Source organism: Streptomyces sp. ISL-10 (assembly GCF_018614575.1).
Classification (GTDB): domain Bacteria; phylum Actinomycetota; class Actinomycetes; order Streptomycetales; family Streptomycetaceae; genus Streptomyces.
On sequence record NZ_JAGGOJ010000018.1, the window covers coordinates 86,545 to 106,222 of the forward strand.

A 19,678-nucleotide genomic window follows, 5' to 3' on the forward strand; every position below is an offset into this window, starting at 1 on the left:
CCCGGGGCGTGGTCACAGCCCAAGCCGGCGGGCGGCCTGCTCGATGCGCCGCAGGTCCTTCTCGGCCTGCTGGCGTGCGGCCCGGGCCTTGGCACGGTCGGCACGGTCGGCGGTGCGCTCCTTGGTCCTGGCGGCGGCCACGGCGTTCTTGGCGTTCTCCAGCGCGGACTGCATCGCGGTGACCTCACGGGCGCCGCGCTCCTCGGCGGCCTGGTCGATGCGGTCGATCCGGCGGTCGATGCGCGGGTCAACCGCATCAGCGACGGCCTGCTTCGCGCCGCGCAGAACGAGCAGGGCCCGCTGTCGCTTCTCGGCCGGCGTGTAGCTGCGGTACATGTCAGTTCTCCTTCGTGGTGAGGCAGTCGACGCATCCGGCGGCGACGTGCAGCCGGTACCGGGCCGTGGCGGCGATCGCGTCCAGGGCGGCGCGGGTGACGGTGGCGGCCCCGTATGCGCCGATCAGCGCGGACGCCACCTGCCACAGCTCGGGCCTGCCGTGGGCGAGGCGGCACAGCACCGCACCCCCGGTGAACGCGGCGGCGACGATCGCCAGGACCACGACGGTCTCCAGCGCGTTCGCGGCGAACACGGCACTCCGCTTGGGCTCACTCGCCATCACGCACCGCCTTGCGCTGCTCCTCGATCGCGGCGGCGGTCGTGAGCTGCGCCCACACGGCGGCCTGCTCGACCAGGCGCGGCGACAGGTCGTCGCAATAGCGGCTGGTCAGCAGTGCCTCGGCGCGCTGGCGGTACTCCTGGCTGGTCATTTCTGCTCCCGTCCGGGGCCGGACTGTCCGACTCCCCACGGCCCCGGCGCGGTGTCCGGGACCGCGGGCAGCCGTCAGCGGCGACGGCCGCGGGCCCTGCGGATGTTCTTCGCGGCGTTCTTGCCGTCCTCGCCGCCGACGCTCTTGACGACGGTGACGACGCCCCAGGCGCAGACGGCGGCGATCAGGGCGAGCAGCGCGAGGTTCGCGGCCATCGCGGTCAGGACGCCGACGAGGAGCGGGCCGAAGTAGACGCCGGCCGCGACCGTCCCGGCGCCGACTCCGGAGCCGAGAGCGATGCGCTGCACCGTGCGGTCCGGCGGGGCGTGGTGCACGTGCTGGTGGACGACCTGCGGGCCGCTGTACTGCGGGTGCTGTACGGGCAGTTGGTCGGGGATGGCGTAGGCGTGGGTGCCGTCGGGGAGTTGCACGACCCGGGGCAGCTCAGGCAGCGATTCCATGAGGGCTCCTGTGCGGGGTGTGGGTGCTGGGGGTGATGTGGAGCTCGGCTCGTGCGGCCAGGAGGCGAAGCGCGGCTTCGGCCTGGCGGGGTACGACCCCGTTGCCAAGGGCCTTGAGTTGCTGGGTGCGGGTGAGGCCCGGCACGTCGGTGACGTGTCCTGCCGGCAGGCCCATGAGCCATTCGACGAACGCGGGGCTTAGACGTCGTCGATCGTCAGTTGCCCGAGGGGCACGTCGTCCGGTGGCGTGCTCCCAGCGGGCGACTGCGGGGGCGAACTTGCCCCAATCCGGTGCGCCACTGCTGGCAGCGTCAGATCCCCCTTCGATCCGCGCTGGTTCGGGCCGCCCTTCTCTCCGTCCGAAGCCCGAGGAGTTGGCATCAGCGGCAGCACCACCTGCGACAGCGGTGGGCGCCAGCCCTCCGAAGCCCTGCGGCCCGGAGTGCCCGAGTCCGATGCTCGGGGAGTTGGGAGCAGCCGAACGGCGATGCCCAGGGGTGTCCCCTGCCCATTGCCGTTGATCCCCTTGGCGAGGTTCCGCTGCCGACGGGCCTCCCAGGACTCCAGCGACTCCCCGTCGTTCGGGTTCCCTGCCGCTGGCGTCGGCAGCAGTGGCGAGGATGAATAGTCGCTCTCGGCGGTGGGGAGCGCCGACCTCCGATGCGCGTACAAGGCACCACTCCGCATCGAACCCGAGGCGGGCAAGGTCGGCGAGGACGGTGTCGAATCCCAGTCGAAGGTGCCCTGCGACGTTCTCAAAGATCGCGATTCGGGGTCGTAGAACGCCAAGGGCGCGTGCGATGTGCGGCCAGATGTGCCGGTCATCAGCCGTTCCCTTCCGTCGGCCGGCGGTGCTGAACGGCTGGCACGGATACCCGCCCAGCAGGACGTCGACGGAGGGCACGTCCGCCCAGCCGACAGTCGTGATGTCCTCCAGGTTCGGCACTTGCGGGTGGTGATGAGCGAGGATGCGAGCGGCACCCGGATCGGGGTCCGCAACCCACACCAGGTCCCCGCCCAGCACCGACCGGACGGCCATGTCCAGGCCGCCGTACCCGGAGCACAGCGACCCCAGCCGCAGCCCAGTCACGACGCCACCCCGCCCACCACGCGCTTCCACGCGGCCCGCAGCCGCACTTCGGAGGCGGAGTGGCCGGCCGCACGGAACCGGGTGGCCATCTCCCGGTAGGACAGGGCCGGAGTCTCGCTGTGTCGGATCTCATCGACCAGCCGGTCCAGAGCTTCGTCGGTGAGTGCGGGCGCGGTCTCCAGGGCAAGCGCGGGAACGGGCTCGGTGGGGCCCCACACGGGGAGCTCCCAGGCGGGTGTGACGCCGGGCGTGACGCGGGTCGTCACGCTGGTCAGCGCCCTGCCGGTGTCCTCGCCGTCCCGTGTCGTCTCCAGCGTCGACCATGCGCGCGAGAGCGTTTGTGCGGTCTTTGCCTGGACGCGTGCGACGCGTGCCCCGGCCGCCGTGACGGCCGTCAGCCGCGTCTCTTCGGTGGCGGCCTCGGCGCGCAGTCGGGCGCGGGCTACGGCCGCCTCGTCGCGGGCCTCCTGCTGGATGCCGCGGATTGCCCCCAGCGCGCCGGGGGTGAGGGCGGTCCGCTCCCACAGCCCGTGCACCAGCCACAGCGCCTTCGCCGCGACCGGCAGCCACGCGACGGCCAGCCACGCCCCGGCCGAGGTCTCGGCGGTGAGCGCGTGCGCGACCAGAACGCCGGTCGCGACCAGACCGAAGCACCAGCCGACGACCGTGACGCTGGTGGAGTGGTCGCCCTGCGCGGCCAGGCGGCGCTCGTAGGCGAGGGTGGCCAGCCATCCGCCGTCGATCCCGAGACCGACGATCAGAGCGACGGGCCACGGCATCGCCGTGCCCAGCCACATCACGACCACGGCCAGGGTGAGCACCATGGACACCGCCGTCATCGCGACGGCGGGCAGCACGGTCTTGGCGCTCATGCCGCACCCCCGAGGGCGAGCACGCTGGCCAGGATCAACAGGCCGCCGCCGGTGTAGAGGAGGTGGACGGCCCGGCGCAGGGCGGTGAACTTCACGACCGCCAGCCGAGACAGGCCCGCGATGTCTGCGGCCAGGTCACGGGCCACGGCGGCGGGGATCTGCTCGGCGGTGAGGGTGGCCCACAGTGGGAAGCCGTGCCGCCCGGACAGGTTCGGGCGCACGGAGTGCAGCAGCATCCCCACCGCACCCAGCACGGCCGCCACTGCGAGGGCACCGGCGACAGCGGCCGGCCAGTTCAGCGGGAGCCTGCTGCCGACCGTCCACGCACCGGCCAACACCGCACCCGCGAACGCCAGCAGCAGCGCGGTCTTGTTGTCCGTCCGGGCGATCTCGGCCTTCACCTCGGCATGCGCCGCCACCAGGTCACGGTTCGCGCTCATGCCGCACCGCCCGTCAGCGCAGTGGTGGCGCGGTTGGTCAGGTCCCGGCGGGCCGCCATGACCCTGTTCCGGGCCCGGCGGATGCGTCGCTCGTCCAGCTCCGAGGCGGGCCGGTCGAGCGTCATGATCTGCGCGTCCAGCAGATCGACCTCCGCCGCGATGAGCGGCATTTCGCGGTCGATTGCGTCCAGTTCGGCGGCCGTGGGTTCGGGGTCGAACTCGGCGGGGGTAACAAGGGTCTGAATAGCACCGATGTGCCTCATGGGTCGTGCTCCTCTCGGATAGGAGCGGCCCGAAGAGCGGCCCCGGTGTCCTACCACCGGGGCCGCGCGCCGCTTGGAGCAGGTGATTCCGGCTCCCCACACCCCGCCCGTACGGCACGAGACCGGACGGGCGAGGGAGGCAACCGGCCGCAGCGCCGAAGCGCTGTGGAGCGGTGAAGTCTGCAGATGTCTCCTCCGGGTGCGAACCCAAGGCGTATGGAGACATGACCTTTCGGTCTAAGCCCTCCGGTTAATGACAAGGCGCCGGGCCGCCTCCCCCCGTCCGATGCGGGGCTCCTGGTCGTGCGGTCTTGCAGGTCAAGCACTTACGGACACAGCCGGCGAAGCCCTTTCGGGCCTGCCGTGCTGATACGTAACAGCATGTACTAGCACGCGCCACTGCACAAGGGGGCCGCGGGGATTCGTGCTAGGTCGTACTAGGGGTGGGTACGCTCGATGGCGTGATGAGCGCTGAAATCTCGAAAGACGACCCCAGGCCGGAGTCCGAGCAAGCGGCCGACATCCTGCGGCAAGAGATCTTGCGTGGCGACATCAAGCCGGGGGCCCACGTGGGCTCCGTGCGAGACTTGGCAACACGGTTCAAGATCTCGGGAATGACCGTGCAGCGAGCCCTTGCGATCCTCCGTGAGAACGGGCTCATCCTGACCACGTCGCGCGGCAGCTATGCCCGCGATCCGCAGCAAGCCACCGAAGCCAGCGAAGCCGACGCGGATGTCGACCTTCTCGAAGTCCTGCGCCGGCTCGAACATCTCACCTCCCAAGTCTCGGAACTGCGCGGCAGGCTCGAAGCGCTCGAAAGCCGCTCCGTGCCGGGTGGTGCGTGATCTGCAACCAGCATGCAGCTAACGGGAGTTGAGAGGTAAGTGACAGCCAGGGGACGGCATACAGGAGGAGGGGACATGTCCGGTGACACCCGCCTGTCACCTTCCCTGTCCCCCCGGCTCGCGCGCGAGACTCGGAGCAGGCACTCGGAGGAGGGCGCATGACCGACGACAGGCCCGCATGGGCGCGGCGCATCGCGGCTGAACGCATGGCGCGCGACTGGTCACAACGTGACGCGGTGAGGGCTCTGCGGGCGCACGCCCCTACGGAGCTGCCGGCAGAAGAGAGCATGATTCGCCAGTGGAAGCGCTGGGAGTCGGGCCAGACGCCGAACGACTTCTACCAACCGATCATCGCGGCTCTCTTCGGCACCGTGACGCACGCGCTGTTCCCGGCGCCCGCCCGGCGGGACGGAGACAGGGAGATCCTGGCAGCGTCCGGGATGGAGACGCTGGAGATCGTGAGCCGTCTCAATCGATCCGACGTCGACAACGCCACGCTTGACGCCCTGCGAATCACGGCTGACCGGCTTGCCTCGGAGTACCCGTTCATGCCGAGTGAACAGCTTCTCGTCGAGGGGCGGCAGTGGCTTCGCCGCGTCGTCGAGCTTCACACGAAGAGCCTCACGCTCGCGCAGCACCGCGAGGTGCTCGCACTTTCTGGTTGGCTCGCCCTACTGGTCGGCTGTGTCGAGTACGACACAGGCGCACGCCACGCGGCTGAGTCGACGCGACAGGCGGCGCTCTCGCTCGCGACCGAGTCCGACCACGCAGAGATCGCCGGGTGGGCGCACGAGATGCGGGCGTGGTTCGCTCTCACAACCGGCGACTACCGCGGTGTCATCGCAGCAGCGCAGGCCGGAGCCGAGAGGGCACAGCACCACGGCGTGGCCGTGCAGCTCGCAGCCCAGGAGGCCAAGGCTTGGGCGCGTATCGGAGACCGCCGGCAAGTCGAGGTGGCCTTGGACAAGGGGCGGCGGTTGCTCGAAGGGATGCCGTACCCCGAGAACCTGGACAACCACTTCGTGGTGGATCCAGCCAAGTTCGACTTCTACGCGATGGACTGCTACCGCCTGGTCGGCGAAGACAAGCTTGCGCGCACGCTCGCCGAAGAGGTGCTGAGGGCGGGAACAGACTTCGACGGCACCGAGCGTTCACCGATGCGCAACGCGGAAGCGCGAGTCACGCTCGGAGTCACGGCGGCGCGTGAGGGCGACTTGGAGCAGGCACTCATCATGGGTGAGCGGGCCCTCGAAGGGGACCGCCAGTCGGTTCCGTCTCTCATCATGACGAGCCGCGAACTCGCTGCCGAGATGAGGCGGCGGTATAGCTCAGAGCCAGCGGCGCAGGGCTACCTAGAACGGCTTCACTCGCTTGCCGAACAAAAGCCGGGCTTCATGCCTCGCTAATTGGGTTGCTTCCAAAGACGCCACGGGGCCCGCTCTCAACGAGCGGGCCCCCGTTCTATAAGGCTTTAAGACGTGCTACACGCTGACGGCGCTCACCTAGACTAATGACATTGGCCGCTTTTTTCGGAGCCGGGTTAGCGGCATTTTCCGGGGCAAGTGATCTCATCAGGACAGGGTGAATTCCCAAGTCCTCTGATGCTTGAAGAACAGCAGGCGGCTCACCGTAGCGACGAGCCAGCATCGCCCTCATCAAAGATGGCTGCTCAGGATGGACAGCAACAGGTTCGCTGGTGCGCCATCCCCGGGCGCCAATCTGCTTGTATAGACTTTCTCGGCGATCACTATCAACATATCCGAGGTCGTACGCTCGTTGAATTAGCGCCTGGATGGACACACCCCAACGCTTCTTAAGCGCGGCGAAGTCCCGAAGCATCAGAGGCCCTGAAAACGCCTCGTCAGCACGTACGCGGGGAAGCAAGAAGGCCCCGGCGAACCGATGAGCCTCTGCCTCTGCCTCCTTAGGGGAAAGCTCCCCTCTTCTCGCTGGATGCAGCACCAGGTGCCCAAGCTCATGGGCCACTGTGAATCGCTGCCTATCGCCACTTCCGGCTGAGAAGTAGCTGATCAGGGAAGGCTCTGCCTGCCCCCGCCAACAGGAGACCCCAGAATGTCCGACAACAATATCTTCCCCGTGCCCTTGAGCGTCGACAAGCACAAGAGGCACGACCGGAATTCCCGCTCGCTCACAGGATCGGATAACGTGCCCAAGAACACCATCCTGGGCAATACCCAACGCATCTCGCGTTGCAGAAGCAAGGTCCTCAATGGCGTCAGGAGAGGCTTTCCCTTCTGCCCTAGGCAGAGTTGTCCGGCGCACTCGCGTCTCAGTGAGGAGCCGCGCTGCAACCCGATAAGCCTCTCGAACAGTCGCTTCGACCCGACCAACCTCACGAACTGATGCACTTGCCTTCTTGCGGAACAGAAGGGTGTCAGTCGGCAGGTCGGTCGGGTCGACATCGAAGAATGAGCGTGGTGTTCCCGTTGCCTCAGCGATCCGCCCCAACAGGTCGTCAGTGACACCCTTGGTGCCCTTCTGGATCTGCGAGATCATCGGCTGAGACACGCCTGCGGCCTGAGCCAGCTCCCCTTGGGTCAACCCCATGAGGAGCCGGAGCGTCCGGATCCGCTCCGCAGGATCATGCACCACTTCCTTCACCCTCTTCGCGCTCATCTTCGTCGAACTCAAAGGGCAGCACGATGCCCTTGTCGTCCGGCATGAACTCCCAGTCCGTGAACGCTTCAGTCTCACGCGGCAGCTCGAAATCGAGGTCGAACTTCGGCGGCCGACCGGGCTTCCATTCCCCGATCGGACGCACGATGCGCACGGAGATCTCCCCACCCTCTTCGCGGGGCGACAGCCAAACGGCCAGGAGGTTACTCGCTTCGACGCCGAACAGGTCAACCGCTCGATTGTAGTAGTAGCTGATGCGAGCCTTGTTGCGCCCCGGGGCAGGGATCAGGTCATAGGGCGTTGCATGCAGGATGCGCAGAGTGAGCATGCCGTTGCGCAGGTGGAACCGCCCGCTGGAACCGTTGATTGGCTCCCACCCACCGAGGTGCTTCCGATCACCATGGAGACGCTCCACGTACCGACGCGCATGGTCCCGAGCGAGGTCAGTTCGCCCCTTCGAGTACCCGTCTCCCACCATGCCGTGCTCGTCGAAGTGCGCGTGCGCCGCGGTGTAGCCACCGTCAAGCGCAGCGTAGAGAGGTTCAGAGAGGCCCTCGGTTGCGGCCGTGATGAATGACGCGTCTTCAGGTGTGAGCATAGCGGTTATTTTATAACCGCCGATCACACACTTGCAACGACCTTGAGCGGTGTCGCCCAGGGAAGTTGCCAGGGAGTGTGCTGAAGACGGACCGTCCAGGACAGGGCCCCTGAAGCGCACAGCCGGGGGCCAAACAGGGGGCCAAACGATGCGGCCGAACCCAGACCGTCCCGGACGGCAGTGGACGATGCCGGAGCCGAAACGGGCACGTCAGTACCCCACAGCAAGGTCAGGAGGGGGCCCGATCGCGTTCGGGACGAAGAGGTCGTGGGTTCAAATCCCGCCACCCCGACAGCTGAAACACCAGGTCAGGGCCGGTTCCTCTTCACAGGAAACCGGCCCTGACCGGCGTTCTGGAGCCTCTCGGGGGTGACCGGGCAGTGGATCATGGAAATCCACTCCCGACGACGACTACTGCCGTGCCTTCAGCAGGGCATCGAGAGCAGCAACCGAAGAGCGCGGAGACATGGTCAGTCGTGCATCGAGCGATGCCTCCCACAGCTCCGTCAGACCGTCGAGCAGCCGCCTCCGCATCCCCCGTGATGTGGGAGTAGCGAGCCTGTACCCGACCCATCCTCGTGCCCCATCCGCTCATCCATGAGCTTCGGCGAGTCCCAAGATCCTCCATCACCGTCTTGTGTCAACCAGGGCGGGCCAGCCGAGGGTTCGAGGTCGCGTCGAACGCGCTTCAACCTCGGCGAGGAACTGAAGTCGGCACGCTGCGTGCAGTACGTACGGCAGTTCCAGGGCCGCATTACGGACGGGATGCAGCGGGCTGCGGAGTCTTCACGGAACAAGTCCGCAGCTTCCGTCTCTGGCAACGGGTCGAGACTCCCACCTCGTGGCTCGTCACGCGGCCTCGGCCCGGTGATCGGGCAGGAACGGATCAGCGAGTTGGGCGCGGCTTTCGACTTCGGTTCGGGGCCGGGAAGTTCGTCTTCGGTTCGGCGCGGGCATTGCGCCGCCGGATGTAGGCGGCCGTGGCGGATTCCATTCGGCGCGGGTGCGGTGGTCGCCGTCCTTGAGCTTGTCGGATTGCCTGCTCGGCGGACCCTCCTATCACTACGCTGAGTCAGTGAACTGTCGCAGTTCGAATCCGTGTTCTGTGGGCCGGGAGGCCCTCGAAGCCGTGACGACGAACGAGGCCGTCGTCCAAGTGGAGCGAGTGTGAGCGGGACCCGGAGGACGTCACGCGACGGGCTTGGGGGGCCAGGGCAGCCGCCAGGGCGATATCCAGCGCCCCCGCTGGGGCTTACTCGACGGATCATGAGGGTGGTCAGTCCGTTCAGCGCCGCGCTGAAGGTGTTCCGTCCCTCACGCGCGGACCGGGTCCAAGACCCGCTGATCGCCAAGCTCCAGGTGGCCCGTGCCTGGGTGGGCCTGGTGGTGACGGCCTGCGTGCTGGTGGCCTACCGGTCCCTGGCGCCAAAAGACCTGGTGGACGAACGGCTCGTGCAGATGGGGTACAGCTTCTTCGCGATGGCCGGCGTGTTCCCCGTGGTGATCGGGGGGTTCATTCTGGCGGCCCGGCCACCCAACCGCGGGCTGTACCTTCGCCGGATCCGCTATCCCCTGCTGGCGTTGGCGACATGGTTCGGGAACGCGTTCACCCTTCAGGTAATCACCGACGAGGGTTCTCAGGAGAGGCTGCTCGGCCTGGCGGGCCAGTATGCCGACGTGGCCAAGGGCGTTGGGGTGTTATGTCTGATGTGGTTGTTGCTCTTCGGACTTGCCGGCGGGTTCCTGAGCATCACCTACGTCCTGCGCACTGCCGACATCCATGAACTGGTTCCGCCCCTGCTGTCCACAACCGTGGCCTGGGGGACGGCCCTCGCGGGCCTGGTCACCAACGCTTACCGCGGCTTCCCGCCCGAAGTGGCCGCACTACTGTTGGGCGGCGCGCCGCTGTCGGTCACGGCTATCGCCGCCTTCGAAGTCCACCGGCTGCGCACACGCCACGGCGTGACGCTCCGCCGCGCCCTGCTGCGTTGACTCACAGAGCAGCCCGTCGATTACCCGGCCAAGGTTGTGTGATGGCACGGCCGGCCGCATGGATCAACGATTCAGCGGGCTACCACCGCTCTCGTGGCGAGGAGCCGCCCGGACCGGGATGGGAGTTCATCGGCAACGCTCTGCCAGTCGCGGCGATGTACGAGTAGGACACCGGCCGACCACAGCATGCGTGCCCGATCAGCGGGGCCGGGCGGGGAACCACGGGGAACAAGGGCGAGGTTGGCGCTACACCCCAGGTCAACGATTTCGCAGGTCAGTGGGCAACCGCGTCTTCCGAACCGGTGACGGGGGGGAAGGCTGGGCCCCAGAAGAACGCCGCTCAAGCTCTCTGAAACAAAGCCGATCGCCACCGCACGGACCAACCTCACGGCTGGGCAGCGTGCCGGGGAAGGCGATCGCTGTTCACATGTGTCTGCGGAGCTGTAGCAGATCAGTCGATCCGGTCGCTCAGGCCCAGCACCTTCGAATCGTCACTCGGGAAGCTCCTGGGCATGCCCGGCACGTCGATGGTGCGCTGGTACACGCCGGCCAGGAACTCCACGGCACCGACCGGGAACTCCGACCAGTCGCCGTTGTCTCCGCGGACGACCACCGGCCATGCGTCCGGGTCCGCGGGGCTCGTCCTCCAGTAGAAGCAGTCCCCCGAATTGGACTCCGCCCAGCAGATCAGGCCTCCCGGCTGCGGGAAGGGAACGTAGCCCTCGGTGTCGCCCATCTCGTACAGATCCCGAAGGATCTCGTCCTCCCTGGCCGCGGACGCCCATGACGCCTCGGCGCCGGGCCGGGGGACGGACACCTTCAGGAAGTCGTCGACGACCAGGATCGGATAGGCCTCCGCCAGGGAACGGAAGTCGGACGGCAACGCCGTGCCCAGGTTCGCCTCGAGGGCCGCCCAGTCCACGCTACGGCGCACCGGCGCACGCCACCGCGTCATCGACGGAAGCGCGGCCTCCAGCTCTTCGACTCTCAGCATGGTGTCTGCCAATCCATGATGTTCACTCACCTCGCGTCCAGACCGAGGTTAGGTCTCGGTGATGTCCTCGCGAAGGTGCGGGTGCCGAGCGCCGACCGTGGCCCACATGGTGAGGCGATGCCCCATGCGGCGCGCTGCCGCGGCGAAGGCGGGACGGCGGAGCAGTTCCCGGTCGCACAAGCTGAGCGGCCGGGCAGCTGCGCGACCCACAGAGGGCCGCTCAGTACGGCAGCGAGGACGAATCCGCATGTGTGCGCGTTCCCGCCCAGGGCTGCTGAAAAGTTGAACCATAAGTCGTGCAGTTTCTCCCCAGCGCGATCAATGGCAACAAGGAGGAGAAACGATGCGGCACCCAAAGGTTCGGATAACTCCTCTTCCGACCTTCGAGTGATACCCCACCAAGCATCACGCGCAATTCTGTCAGCGTGTTCCGTCTCGGATAGGCTACGACCTCCATTACGGGCACAGCAGGAGAAAATATGTGGAACATCGTCACCTGGACACTCGTCGCTTGCGCTTCCGCCTACACCACGGGGTCCATTTTCGTACCACCCTACCATTGCCGAATGCGACCGATCGACAGCAAAGAATTGCAGCGGCGGCAGCGCATGGTCGAGGTGTTGCAGCGGAATGTTCGAGTGCTGAGCGAGGCCCCGATCTCCGTAGAAGGCAAAGAGGCTTGAGGCCTGTGGGCACATGAGGCTGCCGCCAAGTCGGTTGAGGGCTACTGTTCACTAGGGCGGGAAGCCGTAGCGGACGAGCTCACTCCGTTTTGTTCTAGCACCGCCAAATCGCCCGCCACGCTTAAGGTAAAACGTTTTTGCGCATGGCTCTCCCGGCATCACAGCATCCCGCTTTTCATTCTTCATACAGATGTATATAGGGCCGCTCGCTACCTGAATAACGTACTTGTCCGGATAATCTTTCACCCGTTCGCCGCGCATCCGCCGCCGAAAGGCGCCGTTAGTGGGGACATGACGAAGGCAACGAGGGGGCAGGTGCTGGAGCCCGTCCGGGACCTGTCGTACCCGACCGGCAGGACATCCATGCGGCTGGGTGCCTACACCTACATGCCCGCACCTGCCCACAGGGGTGCGGCAAACGGAACCCTGATGAGGGGAGGGCTCTCCGTCACGCTCGAAGTGACCGAGGAGATTCTGCAGGAATTCATGGATTCCGTGAGCACCTTGGAAAGTGATCTCGCGAGACGTTGGGTGAGGGCGGAAACCTGGTCCTGTCGTTCGCGAGTAGAATGACCAGGGTGCGTCATGTATTACGAGCGAATTGACCATCACCCAGGTTCCCCCTCCGATTATTCAGACGGCTATCCGAGCGGCGGCGGCCGGCATCGGGCACCCGAGGTATTCTCCGATCCTTTGATTCCGCCGGACTCTGGTTGGGACCCTGCGGAAGAGTTGGCCTTCATGCTGCGGGACGCCATCGAGGAGCAGCAGCCGATAATTCCGGTTACACGCACCGAGGAATCCCTCACCAGTCCGGACCCGAAGACCCACCGCGAAGCCCTGGAGGAAATCACAGCGGAATTGCCCCCGCTGCCGAAATCGCCCCCACTGAAGGGCGCCCCCCGGGGCCATCGCAAGGTCCGGGAACGGCAGCGTCTGGGCGCGATCCGAACCGCCAGCTTCCTCATCGCCGCACTGGCGACCGTCATCGCATCCGCGGTGAGCTTCTTCGGCGGGATGATCGCTTATGACCCGCTGCAATTCATCGCAGTGTCTCGGACGCAGAGCAGCGTGGCCTCCTGGTGGCCTCTTCTGGTGTTCGGTCCCTGGCTGGTGGCGTCGCTGTCCATCCTCCGAGCGGCGCTGCACCAGCGTCGGGCTTCCCATTCCTGGTGCGTGGTCGTGCTCTTTTCTTCCATCGCGATCGCGCTGTGTGTTGCCCAAGCACCGAAGAACGTCGTCGACACCGCGGCTGCCGCTCTGCCGAGCCTCGCCTCTCTCGCCTGTTTCCAGCAGTTGGTGCGTCAGATCACCCTGAGCAGGCCGCCCCTGCGGACGCTGCCCCGGCACCGGCTGCAGCGTGCCGAGGCACCCGCTGACGAAGCGTCGGCTGGGCCGATGCCACGGGCCGGTACGGCGCTGACGGGCGGCGGCCACGTGATGTAGTTCTGCATCGTGGACGCGGCCAGATCTTGTGCCGCGTACCAGCCTGAGGCGCACTCGCCGAAGGTGATCTGTCCCCGGCCGCCGGATGCTTCCATGCGCCTGCTCGCACCTTTGCCTCTTCGGCGTCGGCGGCTTGCTTGGCATCGCGCTTCGTACGGAAGCGGATGACGTGCGCCGCCAGTACGTGCCGCGGTTCTCCGACGAACCCGGTGCTCACTGTCAATGAGGAGGCGACGGGCGGGGCCGGTGATTCAGCCCCGCCCGTCGTACGTTGTGGCTTCGTCGGGCAGCGTCTCGGGTCGCCGCGGACGCCGTGCCCGGAACCGGACGACTGGCCCATCGAGTCGGGAGGAAGACGGGCGCGGGCGCGTTGCCCCCCGGCCCCCCGGCCCTCCCCCAGCCCTCCCCCGGCCTCCCCCGGCCTCGCGGCGTGGCGGTGGGTACGGCGCCGGGGGTGCGGAGATGCGCGGCCACGTGGGTCGGGGTCTCCCTCGTGCGGGTCAGGGCGAAGATCAACGGGAACGCCCTCCGGCTCCCTTCGATCGGACCCGGCGTGGCCTGTGGGCGGCGCGCGGGCCGGTCGAGGCGGCGGGAGGCTCTTCAGTGAGGGAAACGCGCTCATGCCCCCTTCAGCTGCTGGTTGCGCGCAATTGACCAGTTCAGAGCGCTGCGCATGGTCGCGGTCGAGGATGCGGCGAGAGACCGGCGTACTACCGACGTCATCGCATCTGCGATGTGTATCGATCTGAGCGATCGCATATGAGAGCCGGATGGCCGTATCCTGGCGCACATGCAGTCCTACACCATCGGACAGGCGGCTCGTCTGCTCGGCGTCAGTCCCGATACCGCGCGTCGCTGGGCGGACGCCGGCCGGGTTGCGACCCATCGGGACGAGAGCGGGCGCCGTCTCATCGACGGCCGGGATCTGGCCGCGTTCTCCGTCGAGGTCGCCCAGAGCAGCAACGACGAGGACGAGGGCTCGTACACCTCGGCCCGCAACGCCTTCGCCGGCATCGTCACCGCCGTCAAGCTCGGTGACGTCGCGGCGCAGGTGGAGATCCAGGCAGGGCCCCACCGCCTGGTGTCCCTACTCACGCGGGAGGCGGTCGAGGAGCTCGGGCTTGAGGTCGGCGTGGAGGCGACCGCCCGGGTGAAGTCGACCAGCGTGCACATCGACCGCACCTGACCGGCCCGACGGACGAACCCGTGCCGACTGGATCGGCTGCCGGATCCGGCTCGGAGTCCCCCGGCAGGCCGGAGCGGCGTCGCCCGTCACGTCGCGGCCCTTCGGCGTCCGCCGTCCACCTATCCAAGGAGTCCATGCCATGCCCCTGGCCTTCCGCCTCCCCGGTCGGCGCGCCACCGTCGCCGTCGCGGTCGTCGCTCTGATCGGCCCGCTCGCCGCCTGCGGCAGCGACAGCGGTGACCGGGGCTTCAGCACGAGCGGATCGGACACGCCCGGTGCCGCACTGACCGTGCTCGCCGCGTCCTCCCTCACCGATGTCTTCAAGAAGGCCGGGGCCGCGTACGAGGCCGCCCACCCCGGCACGGAGATCACCTTCTCGTTCGCCGGGTCCCAGGAGCTCGCCGCCCAGGTGCGGCAGGGCGCGCCCGCCGACGTGCTGGTCACCGCCGACACCAGGACCATGGACGGGCTGCGGGACGAGACGGACGATCCGTTGATCATCGCCAGGAACCGGCTGGTCATCGCCACCGGGGAAGGCAATCCGGAGCGGATCGCCGGGTTGAGGGATCTCGCCGACCCGGACGTCAAGGTCGTGCTCGCCTCCCCCGAGGTTCCGGTCGGCCGGTACAGCAGGCAGATCCTCGACGCGCAGGAGGTGGTCGTCCGGCCCGTCTCTGAGGAGCCAAGCGTCCGGGCCGTGCTCAGCAAGGTCGAACTGGGCGAGGCCGACGCGGGCCTCGTCTACAAGTCGGACGCAGCCGCCGCCCCAGGCAAGGTCGATGCCGTCGAGATCCCGGACGCACAGAACGCGATCGCGCAGTATCCGGCCGCCCCCTTGAAGACCTCCCGCCACTCGGCAGCGGCCGACGCCTTCGTGCAGTGGCTCGCCACGCCCGAGGCGCAGAAGCTCTTCCGTGACGCCGGTTTCCAATGATGAAAGGTTTTCTCAGCCTTCGCCGGCCGATGCGGCCCGATACGTTCCGGGCCCGCACGCCGGGGGCCCGCGCGCCGATCGCGCTCGCCGTCCCCGCGCTGCTCGCCGTCGCGTTTCTGCTGCTGCCGCTCATCGGCGTACTCGCCCGTACGGACTGGGGCCGGCTCGGCGCACATCTGACCGGCCCGGGCACCACAGAGGCGCTGCGGCTCTCGCTCGTGGTCTCGTTCTGGGCACTCGGCCTGTCGCTGCTCCTCGGAGTCCCGTTGGCGTGGCTGCTGGCCCGGGTGCCCTTCCCCGGCAAGGCGCTCGTGCGCTCCCTGGTCCTGCTCCCGATGGTGCTGCCGCCGACCGTCGGCGGCGTCGCACTGCTACTGGCCTTCGGCCGGCGCGGACTGCTCGGCCCCTGGCTGGAGGACACGTTCGGCATCACCCTGCCGTTCCACACCTCGGGTGCGGTGCTCGCGGCGACGTTCGTCGCCATGCCCTTCCTGGTGATCAGCCTCGAAGGGGCGCTCGGCGGTCTGCGGCCGCGGTACGAAGAGACGGCGGCGTCCCTCGGGGCCTCGCCGGTACGGGTCTTCTTCACGGTCACGCTGCCGATGGTGATGCCGGGTCTGGTCGCCGGGGCCGCGCTCACCTGGGCCCGTGCGCTCGGGGAGTTCGGCGCGACGATCACCTTCGCGGGGAACCTGCCCGGGACCACGCAGACCCTCCCGCTGCAGGTCTATCTGCTCCTCCAGGAGCAGCCCGACGCCGCGACTTCGGTGTCGCTGCTGCTGCTCGCCATGGCCATGGTGGTCCTTGTCGCCCTGCGGGGCCGGTGGGCGGGAACTCCACAAGACCGCCGCCCACAACCGGTCACGTACGACGCACAGGGCGCCGCACGAGAAGATGCACGGGGAGAACGGGGAGACGCGCAGGAAAGCGCACAGGACGCGCAAGGCCCCAAGGGTGCGCCAAGCCCGCAGGGCCCGCAAGGAACGGATCTTCCGGCTCCGCAGGACGGCTGGGCGCTGCACGCCGACGTCACGGGGTTCAACAGGCTCGCACTGGACGCCGAACCGGGCACCACCATCGCCGTCGTCGGGCCCAACGGCGCCGGAAAGACCACCCTGCTGCGTGCCCTTCTCGGCCTCACCGCACGTTCGCACGCCGTGATCCGGCTCGGCGACACGGACGTCTCCGCGCTGCCCCCGCACCGACGCGGTGTCGCCTGGGTGCCGCAGGACGGTGCGCTGTTCCCGCACCTGAACGCGCTCGCCAACACCGCGTACGGACTCCGCGCCCAGGGTGTCCGCCGCGCCGACTCCCGCCGCAGCGCACAACACTGGCTGGACCGGCTCGGCGTCGGGCACCTCGCCCACCGCAGGCCCGCGCAGCTGTCCGGCGGGCAGGCCCAGCGCGTCGCGCTGGCACGCGCGCTGGCCGCCCGGCCCCGGCTGCTGCTTCTCGACGAACCGCTCGCCGCACTCGACCAGACCGCCCGCGCCCGTGTACGCCACACCCTGCGCACCCATCTCGACGGGTTCGGCGGCGTGTGCCTGATCGTCACCCACGACCCGGTGGAGGCCGTCTCTCTCGCCGACCGGGTGCTCGTGCTCGACGGCGGGCGCGCGCTCCAGGACGCGCCGCCCGCCGAGGTCACCAGGCACCCGCGCTCGCCGTGGGTGGCCCGCATGCTCGGACGCAACGCCTGGCCCGGCACGGCTTCCGCCCACGGCCTCGACCTGGCGGGCGGCGGCACCCTGGTGGCCGCCGACCCGCTCCCGGTCGGCACCGACGCACTGGCGGTCATCGCACCGGAGGCCGTCTCGGTGCACCGCGACAGGCCGGCGGGCAGCCCGCGCAACGTCTGGCCGGGCATCGTCCGTGAGATCACCGTCTCCGGGAGCCGGCTCCGCCTTCTCGTCGTGTCCGAGCAGGTGCCGGGCCTCGTCGCCGAGATCACCCCGCAGGCCGCTGCCGAACTGGGCATCGCCGAGGGAGTGCCCGTGTGGACGAGCGTCAAGGCGACCGAAGTGACCACCGTGCCCCGGTGAGACCGCTGCGATCCGGGGGCTGCCTGGGCGCCTGCGGTGCCTGATGTCTGGGATGCCTGCTGGCTGGATGCCTGCGGTGCCTGCTGGCTGAGGCGCCGTGGACCGTCCCGCGACCGTCAAGGCGGCGGGCTGGTTTCACCCGAGCCGGTTGTTCCTCTACTGCGGGGAACCGGTGGCCGTGCCCACTCGTTGGCTCGGTCGGGCAAAGAAATCGTCAAGAGGCGCGGCCCGCGCCGGATTGCGCAGGGGATTTCCATGGGTGTCAGCCTTTCCAAGGGCGGCAATGTCTCGCTCACCAAGGAGGCCCCGGGCCTGACCGCGGTCATCGTGGGTCTCGGCTGGGACGTCCGCACCACCACCGGTACCGACTTCGACCTCGACGCCAGCGCCCTGCTGGTCGATGCGAACGGCAAGGTCCTGTCCGACCAGCACTTCATCTTCTTCAACAACCTCAAGAGCCCCGACGGCTCCGTCGAGCACACCGGTGACAACCTCACGGGCGCGGGTGAAGGCGACGACGAGCAGATCAAGGTCGACCTGGCGGGCGTCGCCGCCCAGGTCGACAAGATCGTGTTCCCGGTCTCGATCCACGAGGGCGAGAGCCGCAGCCAGTCCTTCGGCCAGGTGCGCAACGCCTTCATCCGCGTCGTCAACCAGGCGGGCGGTGCCGAGCTGGCGCGCTACGACCTGAGCGAGGACGCGTCCACGGAGACCGCCATGGTCTTCGGCGAGCTGTACCGCAACGGCGCGGAGTGGAAGTTCCGTGCCGTCGGCCAGGGTTACGCCTCCGGGCTGCGCGGCATCGCGCAGGACTTCGGCGTCAACATCTGATCCACAGCGGGTGCTCGAGGTCCCGGTCCGCGCCACGGGCCGGGGCCCGCACCCGGTCACCATACGCCGCAGCGGCGAGTGCGCGGTGGATGCGTACGGTGATGCGTACGGTGATGCGTCGCGGTGATGCGTACGCATCAGGGTCGGCGCGGCGCGCCGTGCAGTACGGTCGCAGCCAGTGCACTGTGCGACCGATGTGGAGGACGTGATGGCCGGCGACATGGCTCAGCCGTTGCCAGGGCTGGAGTTGGTGTGGTCCGGCCGCGTGCCCGAGCACGCCGAGGAGGCCGTCGCGCACGCGCATGTGCTCGACGCCGAGGAGTCCGCTCGCCTCGATGTGTTCCGGCGCCCAGAGGACCGCGACGCCTTCGCCGTCGCCCATGTGACGCTGCGCCGGCTGCTCGGCGAGCGTCTGGGGCAGGCACCGAAGGACGTGTCGCTCGTACGGGAGCCGTGCGCGCACTGCGGCGGGGCGCACGGTCGTCCTTACGTGCCCGGCAGGGCCGTCCACTTCTCCCTGTCGCACACCAGCGGCATGGTGATGATCGCGCTCGCTGCCGCCCCCGTGGGCATCGACGTCGAGGTCCTGCCTGCGCCCGGCATAGTCGATGACGTTGCCACCCAGCTGCACCCGGACGAGCAGGCGGAGCTGGCCGCGCTTCCCTCGGCGGAGCGGACCGTCGCGTTCGCCCGGTGCTGGACGCGCAAGGAGGCGATGCTCAAGGCGATGGGAGTGGGCCTGAACGAGGACCTGGCCTTCGCTTATGTGGGCAGCGGCGCCCAACCGGCGCCGCAGGACCTGTGGTTGATCGCCGACCTGCCCGCCGACCCCGGCTATGCGGCGGCTGCCGCCGTGCGCCGCCCGGGCACGCTGTAGGGCGACGTTTCCGGCACACCGCCGCCTTGAGCGGGTACCGGTGGGCCACACAAGGCTGCTCCCCGCTCCGTACCGCTCCCTGTCGCGGGCCGGCGGCCCGCTCGCCGGGACCATGGGATTGCTCGGAGCGAAAGCATGCATCCGGATGCAGTGCCGCCGGAGTGACCGCCTTCCATGCCTGCCGCCGGAACGAACGAGCCGGCGCCCCCGCGGCTGTTGCGGGCGCACGCGCACGCTGCCCGTCGGTCCACGCCCACGGCTGTTACCGGTGGGGAAGGAGTCGGCGCGCACGCTGCCCGTCGGTCCGCGCCCGTAGCCTTACCGACGGGGGGACGAATCGGCGCGCCCGTCGGGAGTGAACCGGCGGGCGGTGGCGGTCCGTTCGGCGGCGGCGTGCCACCAGCCCGGTGGGGAAGGCCCGTCGGCCCGGGCAGTGGGCTGGTCCGGGTGGAGCCCGAGACGGCGCAGCGCGTCGGCGCGGACGTCGACGGAGAACCATCCGCGCCATCGCCCGTCGGGCCCCGGCCCGCAGGCGAGACCCCAGGAGACGTCGCTCACGGCGAAGGGCGTCCAGTCGATGCCGCGCTCACGCAGTCAAGCGCGGAGGGCGGCGAGCGGGCCGGGGCCGCCGGGCACGTTCTCGCAGGCGGTGACGGTGATCCACTGCGGATCGGCGGCTCGGGAATCAGGCATGGCGCCACCTTATCCACAGGCTGAGGA

21 protein-coding genes and 1 pseudogene are annotated in these 19,678 nt (G+C 68.6%); 9 read left to right on the plus strand and 13 right to left on the minus strand.

From position 1 onward, the window contains the following. Positions 1 to 12: 12 nt before the first annotated feature. The 8 genes from J7E88_RS22560 to J7E88_RS22595 all read right to left on the minus strand — a co-directional run bounded on the left by J7E88_RS22560 (position 13) and on the right by J7E88_RS22595 (position 3,893). The gene (locus J7E88_RS22560; RefSeq protein WP_215183892.1) at positions 13 to 336 is read right to left on the minus strand and encodes a hypothetical protein; all 324 of its coding nucleotides are present in this window, start codon (positions 334 to 336) and stop codon (positions 13 to 15) included. Between the two features lies 1 nt (position 337). Next, the gene (locus J7E88_RS22565; RefSeq protein WP_215183893.1) at positions 338 to 616 is read right to left on the minus strand and encodes a hypothetical protein; all 279 of its coding nucleotides are present in this window, start codon (positions 614 to 616) and stop codon (positions 338 to 340) included. Then, the gene (locus J7E88_RS22570; RefSeq protein WP_215183895.1) at positions 606 to 767 is read right to left on the minus strand and encodes a hypothetical protein; all 162 of its coding nucleotides are present in this window, start codon (positions 765 to 767) and stop codon (positions 606 to 608) included. Before J7E88_RS22570 ends, J7E88_RS22565 begins: the two co-directional genes overlap by 11 nt. Positions 768 to 841: 74 nt before the next feature. Then, positions 842 to 1,228 (minus strand): DUF6251 family protein, encoded by a 387-nt coding sequence (locus tag J7E88_RS22575; protein WP_215183897.1) that lies wholly within the window; start codon positions 1,226 to 1,228, stop codon positions 842 to 844. After that, positions 1,212 to 2,267, minus strand: coding sequence for a DNA cytosine methyltransferase (locus tag J7E88_RS22580; protein WP_251023038.1), 1,056 nt, complete (start codon positions 2,265 to 2,267; stop codon positions 1,212 to 1,214). Before J7E88_RS22580 ends, J7E88_RS22575 begins: the two co-directional genes overlap by 17 nt. A gap of 47 nt (positions 2,268 to 2,314) precedes the next feature. Continuing rightward, a complete protein-coding gene (locus tag J7E88_RS22585; RefSeq protein ID WP_215183902.1) occupies positions 2,315 to 3,190 on the minus strand; it encodes a protein spdB in 876 nt (291 codons plus the stop codon). Further along, positions 3,187 to 3,630, minus strand: coding sequence for a Pycsar system effector family protein (locus J7E88_RS22590; protein ID WP_215183904.1), 444 nt, complete (start codon positions 3,628 to 3,630; stop codon positions 3,187 to 3,189). The genes J7E88_RS22585 and J7E88_RS22590 overlap by 4 nt, the downstream gene beginning before the upstream one ends. Further along, complete coding sequence (locus J7E88_RS22595) at positions 3,627 to 3,893, minus strand: DUF6284 family protein (protein WP_215183906.1); 267 nt, start codon at positions 3,891 to 3,893, stop codon at positions 3,627 to 3,629. Before J7E88_RS22595 ends, J7E88_RS22590 begins: the two co-directional genes overlap by 4 nt. Positions 3,894 to 4,357: 464 nt before the next feature. Between J7E88_RS22595 and J7E88_RS22600 the strand changes: the two genes are divergently transcribed. Next, entirely contained in the window at positions 4,358 to 4,738 is a 381-nt protein-coding gene (locus J7E88_RS22600) for a GntR family transcriptional regulator (RefSeq protein WP_215183908.1), read from the plus strand. A 158-nt stretch (positions 4,739 to 4,896) separates the two neighbouring features. Further along, positions 4,897 to 6,144 (plus strand): XRE family transcriptional regulator, encoded by a 1,248-nt coding sequence (locus tag J7E88_RS22605; RefSeq protein WP_215183910.1) that lies wholly within the window; start codon positions 4,897 to 4,899, stop codon positions 6,142 to 6,144. A 55-nt stretch (positions 6,145 to 6,199) separates the two neighbouring features. Here the strand turns inward: J7E88_RS22605 and J7E88_RS22610 are convergent, their stop codons facing one another. Together J7E88_RS22610 and J7E88_RS22615 are read right to left on the minus strand one after the other, a co-directional pair. Further along, entirely contained in the window at positions 6,200 to 7,375 is a 1,176-nt protein-coding gene (locus tag J7E88_RS22610) for an ImmA/IrrE family metallo-endopeptidase (protein WP_215183912.1), read from the minus strand. Further along, entirely contained in the window at positions 7,341 to 7,973 is a 633-nt protein-coding gene (locus J7E88_RS22615; RefSeq protein ID WP_215183914.1) for a hypothetical protein, read from the minus strand. The genes J7E88_RS22610 and J7E88_RS22615 overlap by 35 nt, the downstream gene beginning before the upstream one ends. 1,272 nt (positions 7,974 to 9,245) lie before the next feature. Between J7E88_RS22615 and J7E88_RS22620 the strand changes: the two genes are divergently transcribed. Then, positions 9,246 to 9,965, plus strand: a complete 720-nt coding sequence (locus J7E88_RS22620; RefSeq protein ID WP_215183917.1) for a hypothetical protein — start codon at positions 9,246 to 9,248, stop codon at positions 9,963 to 9,965. Between the two features lie 451 nt (positions 9,966 to 10,416). Here J7E88_RS22620 and J7E88_RS36110 read toward each other — a convergent pair whose 3' ends face one another. Next, a complete protein-coding gene (locus J7E88_RS36110; protein WP_251023039.1) occupies positions 10,417 to 10,959 on the minus strand; it encodes an SMI1/KNR4 family protein in 543 nt (180 codons plus the stop codon). A gap of 1,268 nt (positions 10,960 to 12,227) precedes the next feature. On the opposite strand from J7E88_RS36110, the gene J7E88_RS22630 reads away from it, so the two are divergent. Then, positions 12,228 to 13,088 (plus strand): DUF2637 domain-containing protein, encoded by an 861-nt coding sequence (locus J7E88_RS22630; protein WP_215183919.1) that lies wholly within the window; start codon positions 12,228 to 12,230, stop codon positions 13,086 to 13,088. On the opposite strand, the pseudogene J7E88_RS36115 reads toward J7E88_RS22630, so the two are convergent. Next, positions 13,085 to 13,257 (minus strand): annotated as a pseudogene (locus J7E88_RS36115) (LacI family transcriptional regulator); the annotation flags it as partial. The gene J7E88_RS22630 and the pseudogene J7E88_RS36115 sit on opposite strands and share 4 nt — an antisense overlap. 621 nt (positions 13,258 to 13,878) lie before the next feature. Here J7E88_RS36115 and J7E88_RS22635 point away from each other — a divergent pair. The 5 genes from J7E88_RS22635 (at position 13,879) to J7E88_RS22655 (ending at position 18,958) form a co-directional block, all read left to right on the plus strand. Next, positions 13,879 to 14,274, plus strand: coding sequence for a molybdopterin-binding protein (locus J7E88_RS22635; protein WP_215183921.1), 396 nt, complete (start codon positions 13,879 to 13,881; stop codon positions 14,272 to 14,274). A 139-nt stretch (positions 14,275 to 14,413) separates the two neighbouring features. After that, a complete protein-coding gene (modA, locus tag J7E88_RS22640) occupies positions 14,414 to 15,208 on the plus strand; it encodes a molybdate ABC transporter substrate-binding protein (protein ID WP_215183923.1) in 795 nt (264 codons plus the stop codon). Between the two features lie 29 nt (positions 15,209 to 15,237). After that, positions 15,238 to 17,250, plus strand: coding sequence for an ABC transporter permease (locus J7E88_RS22645; protein WP_215183925.1), 2,013 nt, complete (start codon positions 15,238 to 15,240; stop codon positions 17,248 to 17,250). Positions 17,251 to 17,505: 255 nt separating this feature from the next. Next, positions 17,506 to 18,081 carry a TerD family protein gene (locus tag J7E88_RS22650; protein ID WP_215183927.1) on the plus strand — a complete coding sequence of 192 codons (576 nt, stop codon included), beginning with the start codon at positions 17,506 to 17,508 and terminating at the stop codon, positions 18,079 to 18,081. A 178-nt stretch (positions 18,082 to 18,259) separates the two neighbouring features. Continuing rightward, positions 18,260 to 18,958, plus strand: coding sequence for a 4'-phosphopantetheinyl transferase superfamily protein (locus tag J7E88_RS22655; RefSeq protein WP_308307571.1), 699 nt, complete (start codon positions 18,260 to 18,262; stop codon positions 18,956 to 18,958). A gap of 318 nt (positions 18,959 to 19,276) precedes the next feature. On the opposite strand, the gene J7E88_RS22660 is transcribed toward J7E88_RS22655, so the two are convergent. Next, complete coding sequence (locus tag J7E88_RS22660; RefSeq protein ID WP_374196312.1) at positions 19,277 to 19,537, minus strand: hypothetical protein; 261 nt, start codon at positions 19,535 to 19,537, stop codon at positions 19,277 to 19,279. Positions 19,538 to 19,678 lie beyond the last annotated feature (141 nt).

What these genes read in the sequence shown, in the direction of transcription:
- J7E88_RS22630 (WP_215183919.1), top strand. Translation starts at nt 12,228, where the DNA reads ATGTATTACGAGCGAATTGACCATCACCCAGGTTCCCCCTCCGATTAT.
- J7E88_RS22605 (WP_215183910.1), top strand. Translation starts at nt 4,897, where the DNA reads ATGACCGACGACAGGCCCGCATGGGCGCGGCGCATCGCGGCTGAACGC.
- J7E88_RS22600 (WP_215183908.1), top strand. Translation starts at nt 4,358, where the DNA reads ATGAGCGCTGAAATCTCGAAAGACGACCCCAGGCCGGAGTCCGAGCAA.
- J7E88_RS22585 (WP_215183902.1), bottom strand. Translation starts at nt 3,190, where the DNA reads ATGAGCGCCAAGACCGTGCTGCCCGCCGTCGCGATGACGGCGGTGTCC.
- J7E88_RS22580 (WP_251023038.1), bottom strand. Translation starts at nt 2,267, where the DNA reads ATGGCCGTCCGGTCGGTGCTGGGCGGGGACCTGGTGTGGGTTGCGGAC.
- J7E88_RS36110 (WP_251023039.1), bottom strand. Translation starts at nt 10,959, where the DNA reads ATGCTGAGAGTCGAAGAGCTGGAGGCCGCGCTTCCGTCGATGACGCGG.
- J7E88_RS22560 (WP_215183892.1), bottom strand. Translation starts at nt 336, where the DNA reads ATGTACCGCAGCTACACGCCGGCCGAGAAGCGACAGCGGGCCCTGCTC.
- J7E88_RS22650 (WP_215183927.1), top strand. Translation starts at nt 17,506, where the DNA reads ATGGGTGTCAGCCTTTCCAAGGGCGGCAATGTCTCGCTCACCAAGGAG.
- J7E88_RS22595 (WP_215183906.1), bottom strand. Translation starts at nt 3,893, where the DNA reads ATGAGGCACATCGGTGCTATTCAGACCCTTGTTACCCCCGCCGAGTTC.
- J7E88_RS22575 (WP_215183897.1), bottom strand. Translation starts at nt 1,228, where the DNA reads ATGGAATCGCTGCCTGAGCTGCCCCGGGTCGTGCAACTCCCCGACGGC.
- J7E88_RS22570 (WP_215183895.1), bottom strand. Translation starts at nt 767, where the DNA reads ATGACCAGCCAGGAGTACCGCCAGCGCGCCGAGGCACTGCTGACCAGC.
- J7E88_RS22590 (WP_215183904.1), bottom strand. Translation starts at nt 3,630, where the DNA reads ATGAGCGCGAACCGTGACCTGGTGGCGGCGCATGCCGAGGTGAAGGCC.
- J7E88_RS22615 (WP_215183914.1), bottom strand. Translation starts at nt 7,973, where the DNA reads ATGCTCACACCTGAAGACGCGTCATTCATCACGGCCGCAACCGAGGGC.
- J7E88_RS22645 (WP_215183925.1), top strand. Translation starts at nt 15,238, where the DNA reads ATGCGGCCCGATACGTTCCGGGCCCGCACGCCGGGGGCCCGCGCGCCG.
- J7E88_RS22610 (WP_215183912.1), bottom strand. Translation starts at nt 7,375, where the DNA reads ATGAGCGCGAAGAGGGTGAAGGAAGTGGTGCATGATCCTGCGGAGCGG.
- modA (WP_215183923.1), top strand. Translation starts at nt 14,414, where the DNA reads ATGCCCCTGGCCTTCCGCCTCCCCGGTCGGCGCGCCACCGTCGCCGTC.
- J7E88_RS22565 (WP_215183893.1), bottom strand. Translation starts at nt 616, where the DNA reads ATGGCGAGTGAGCCCAAGCGGAGTGCCGTGTTCGCCGCGAACGCGCTG.
- J7E88_RS22635 (WP_215183921.1), top strand. Translation starts at nt 13,879, where the DNA reads ATGCAGTCCTACACCATCGGACAGGCGGCTCGTCTGCTCGGCGTCAGT.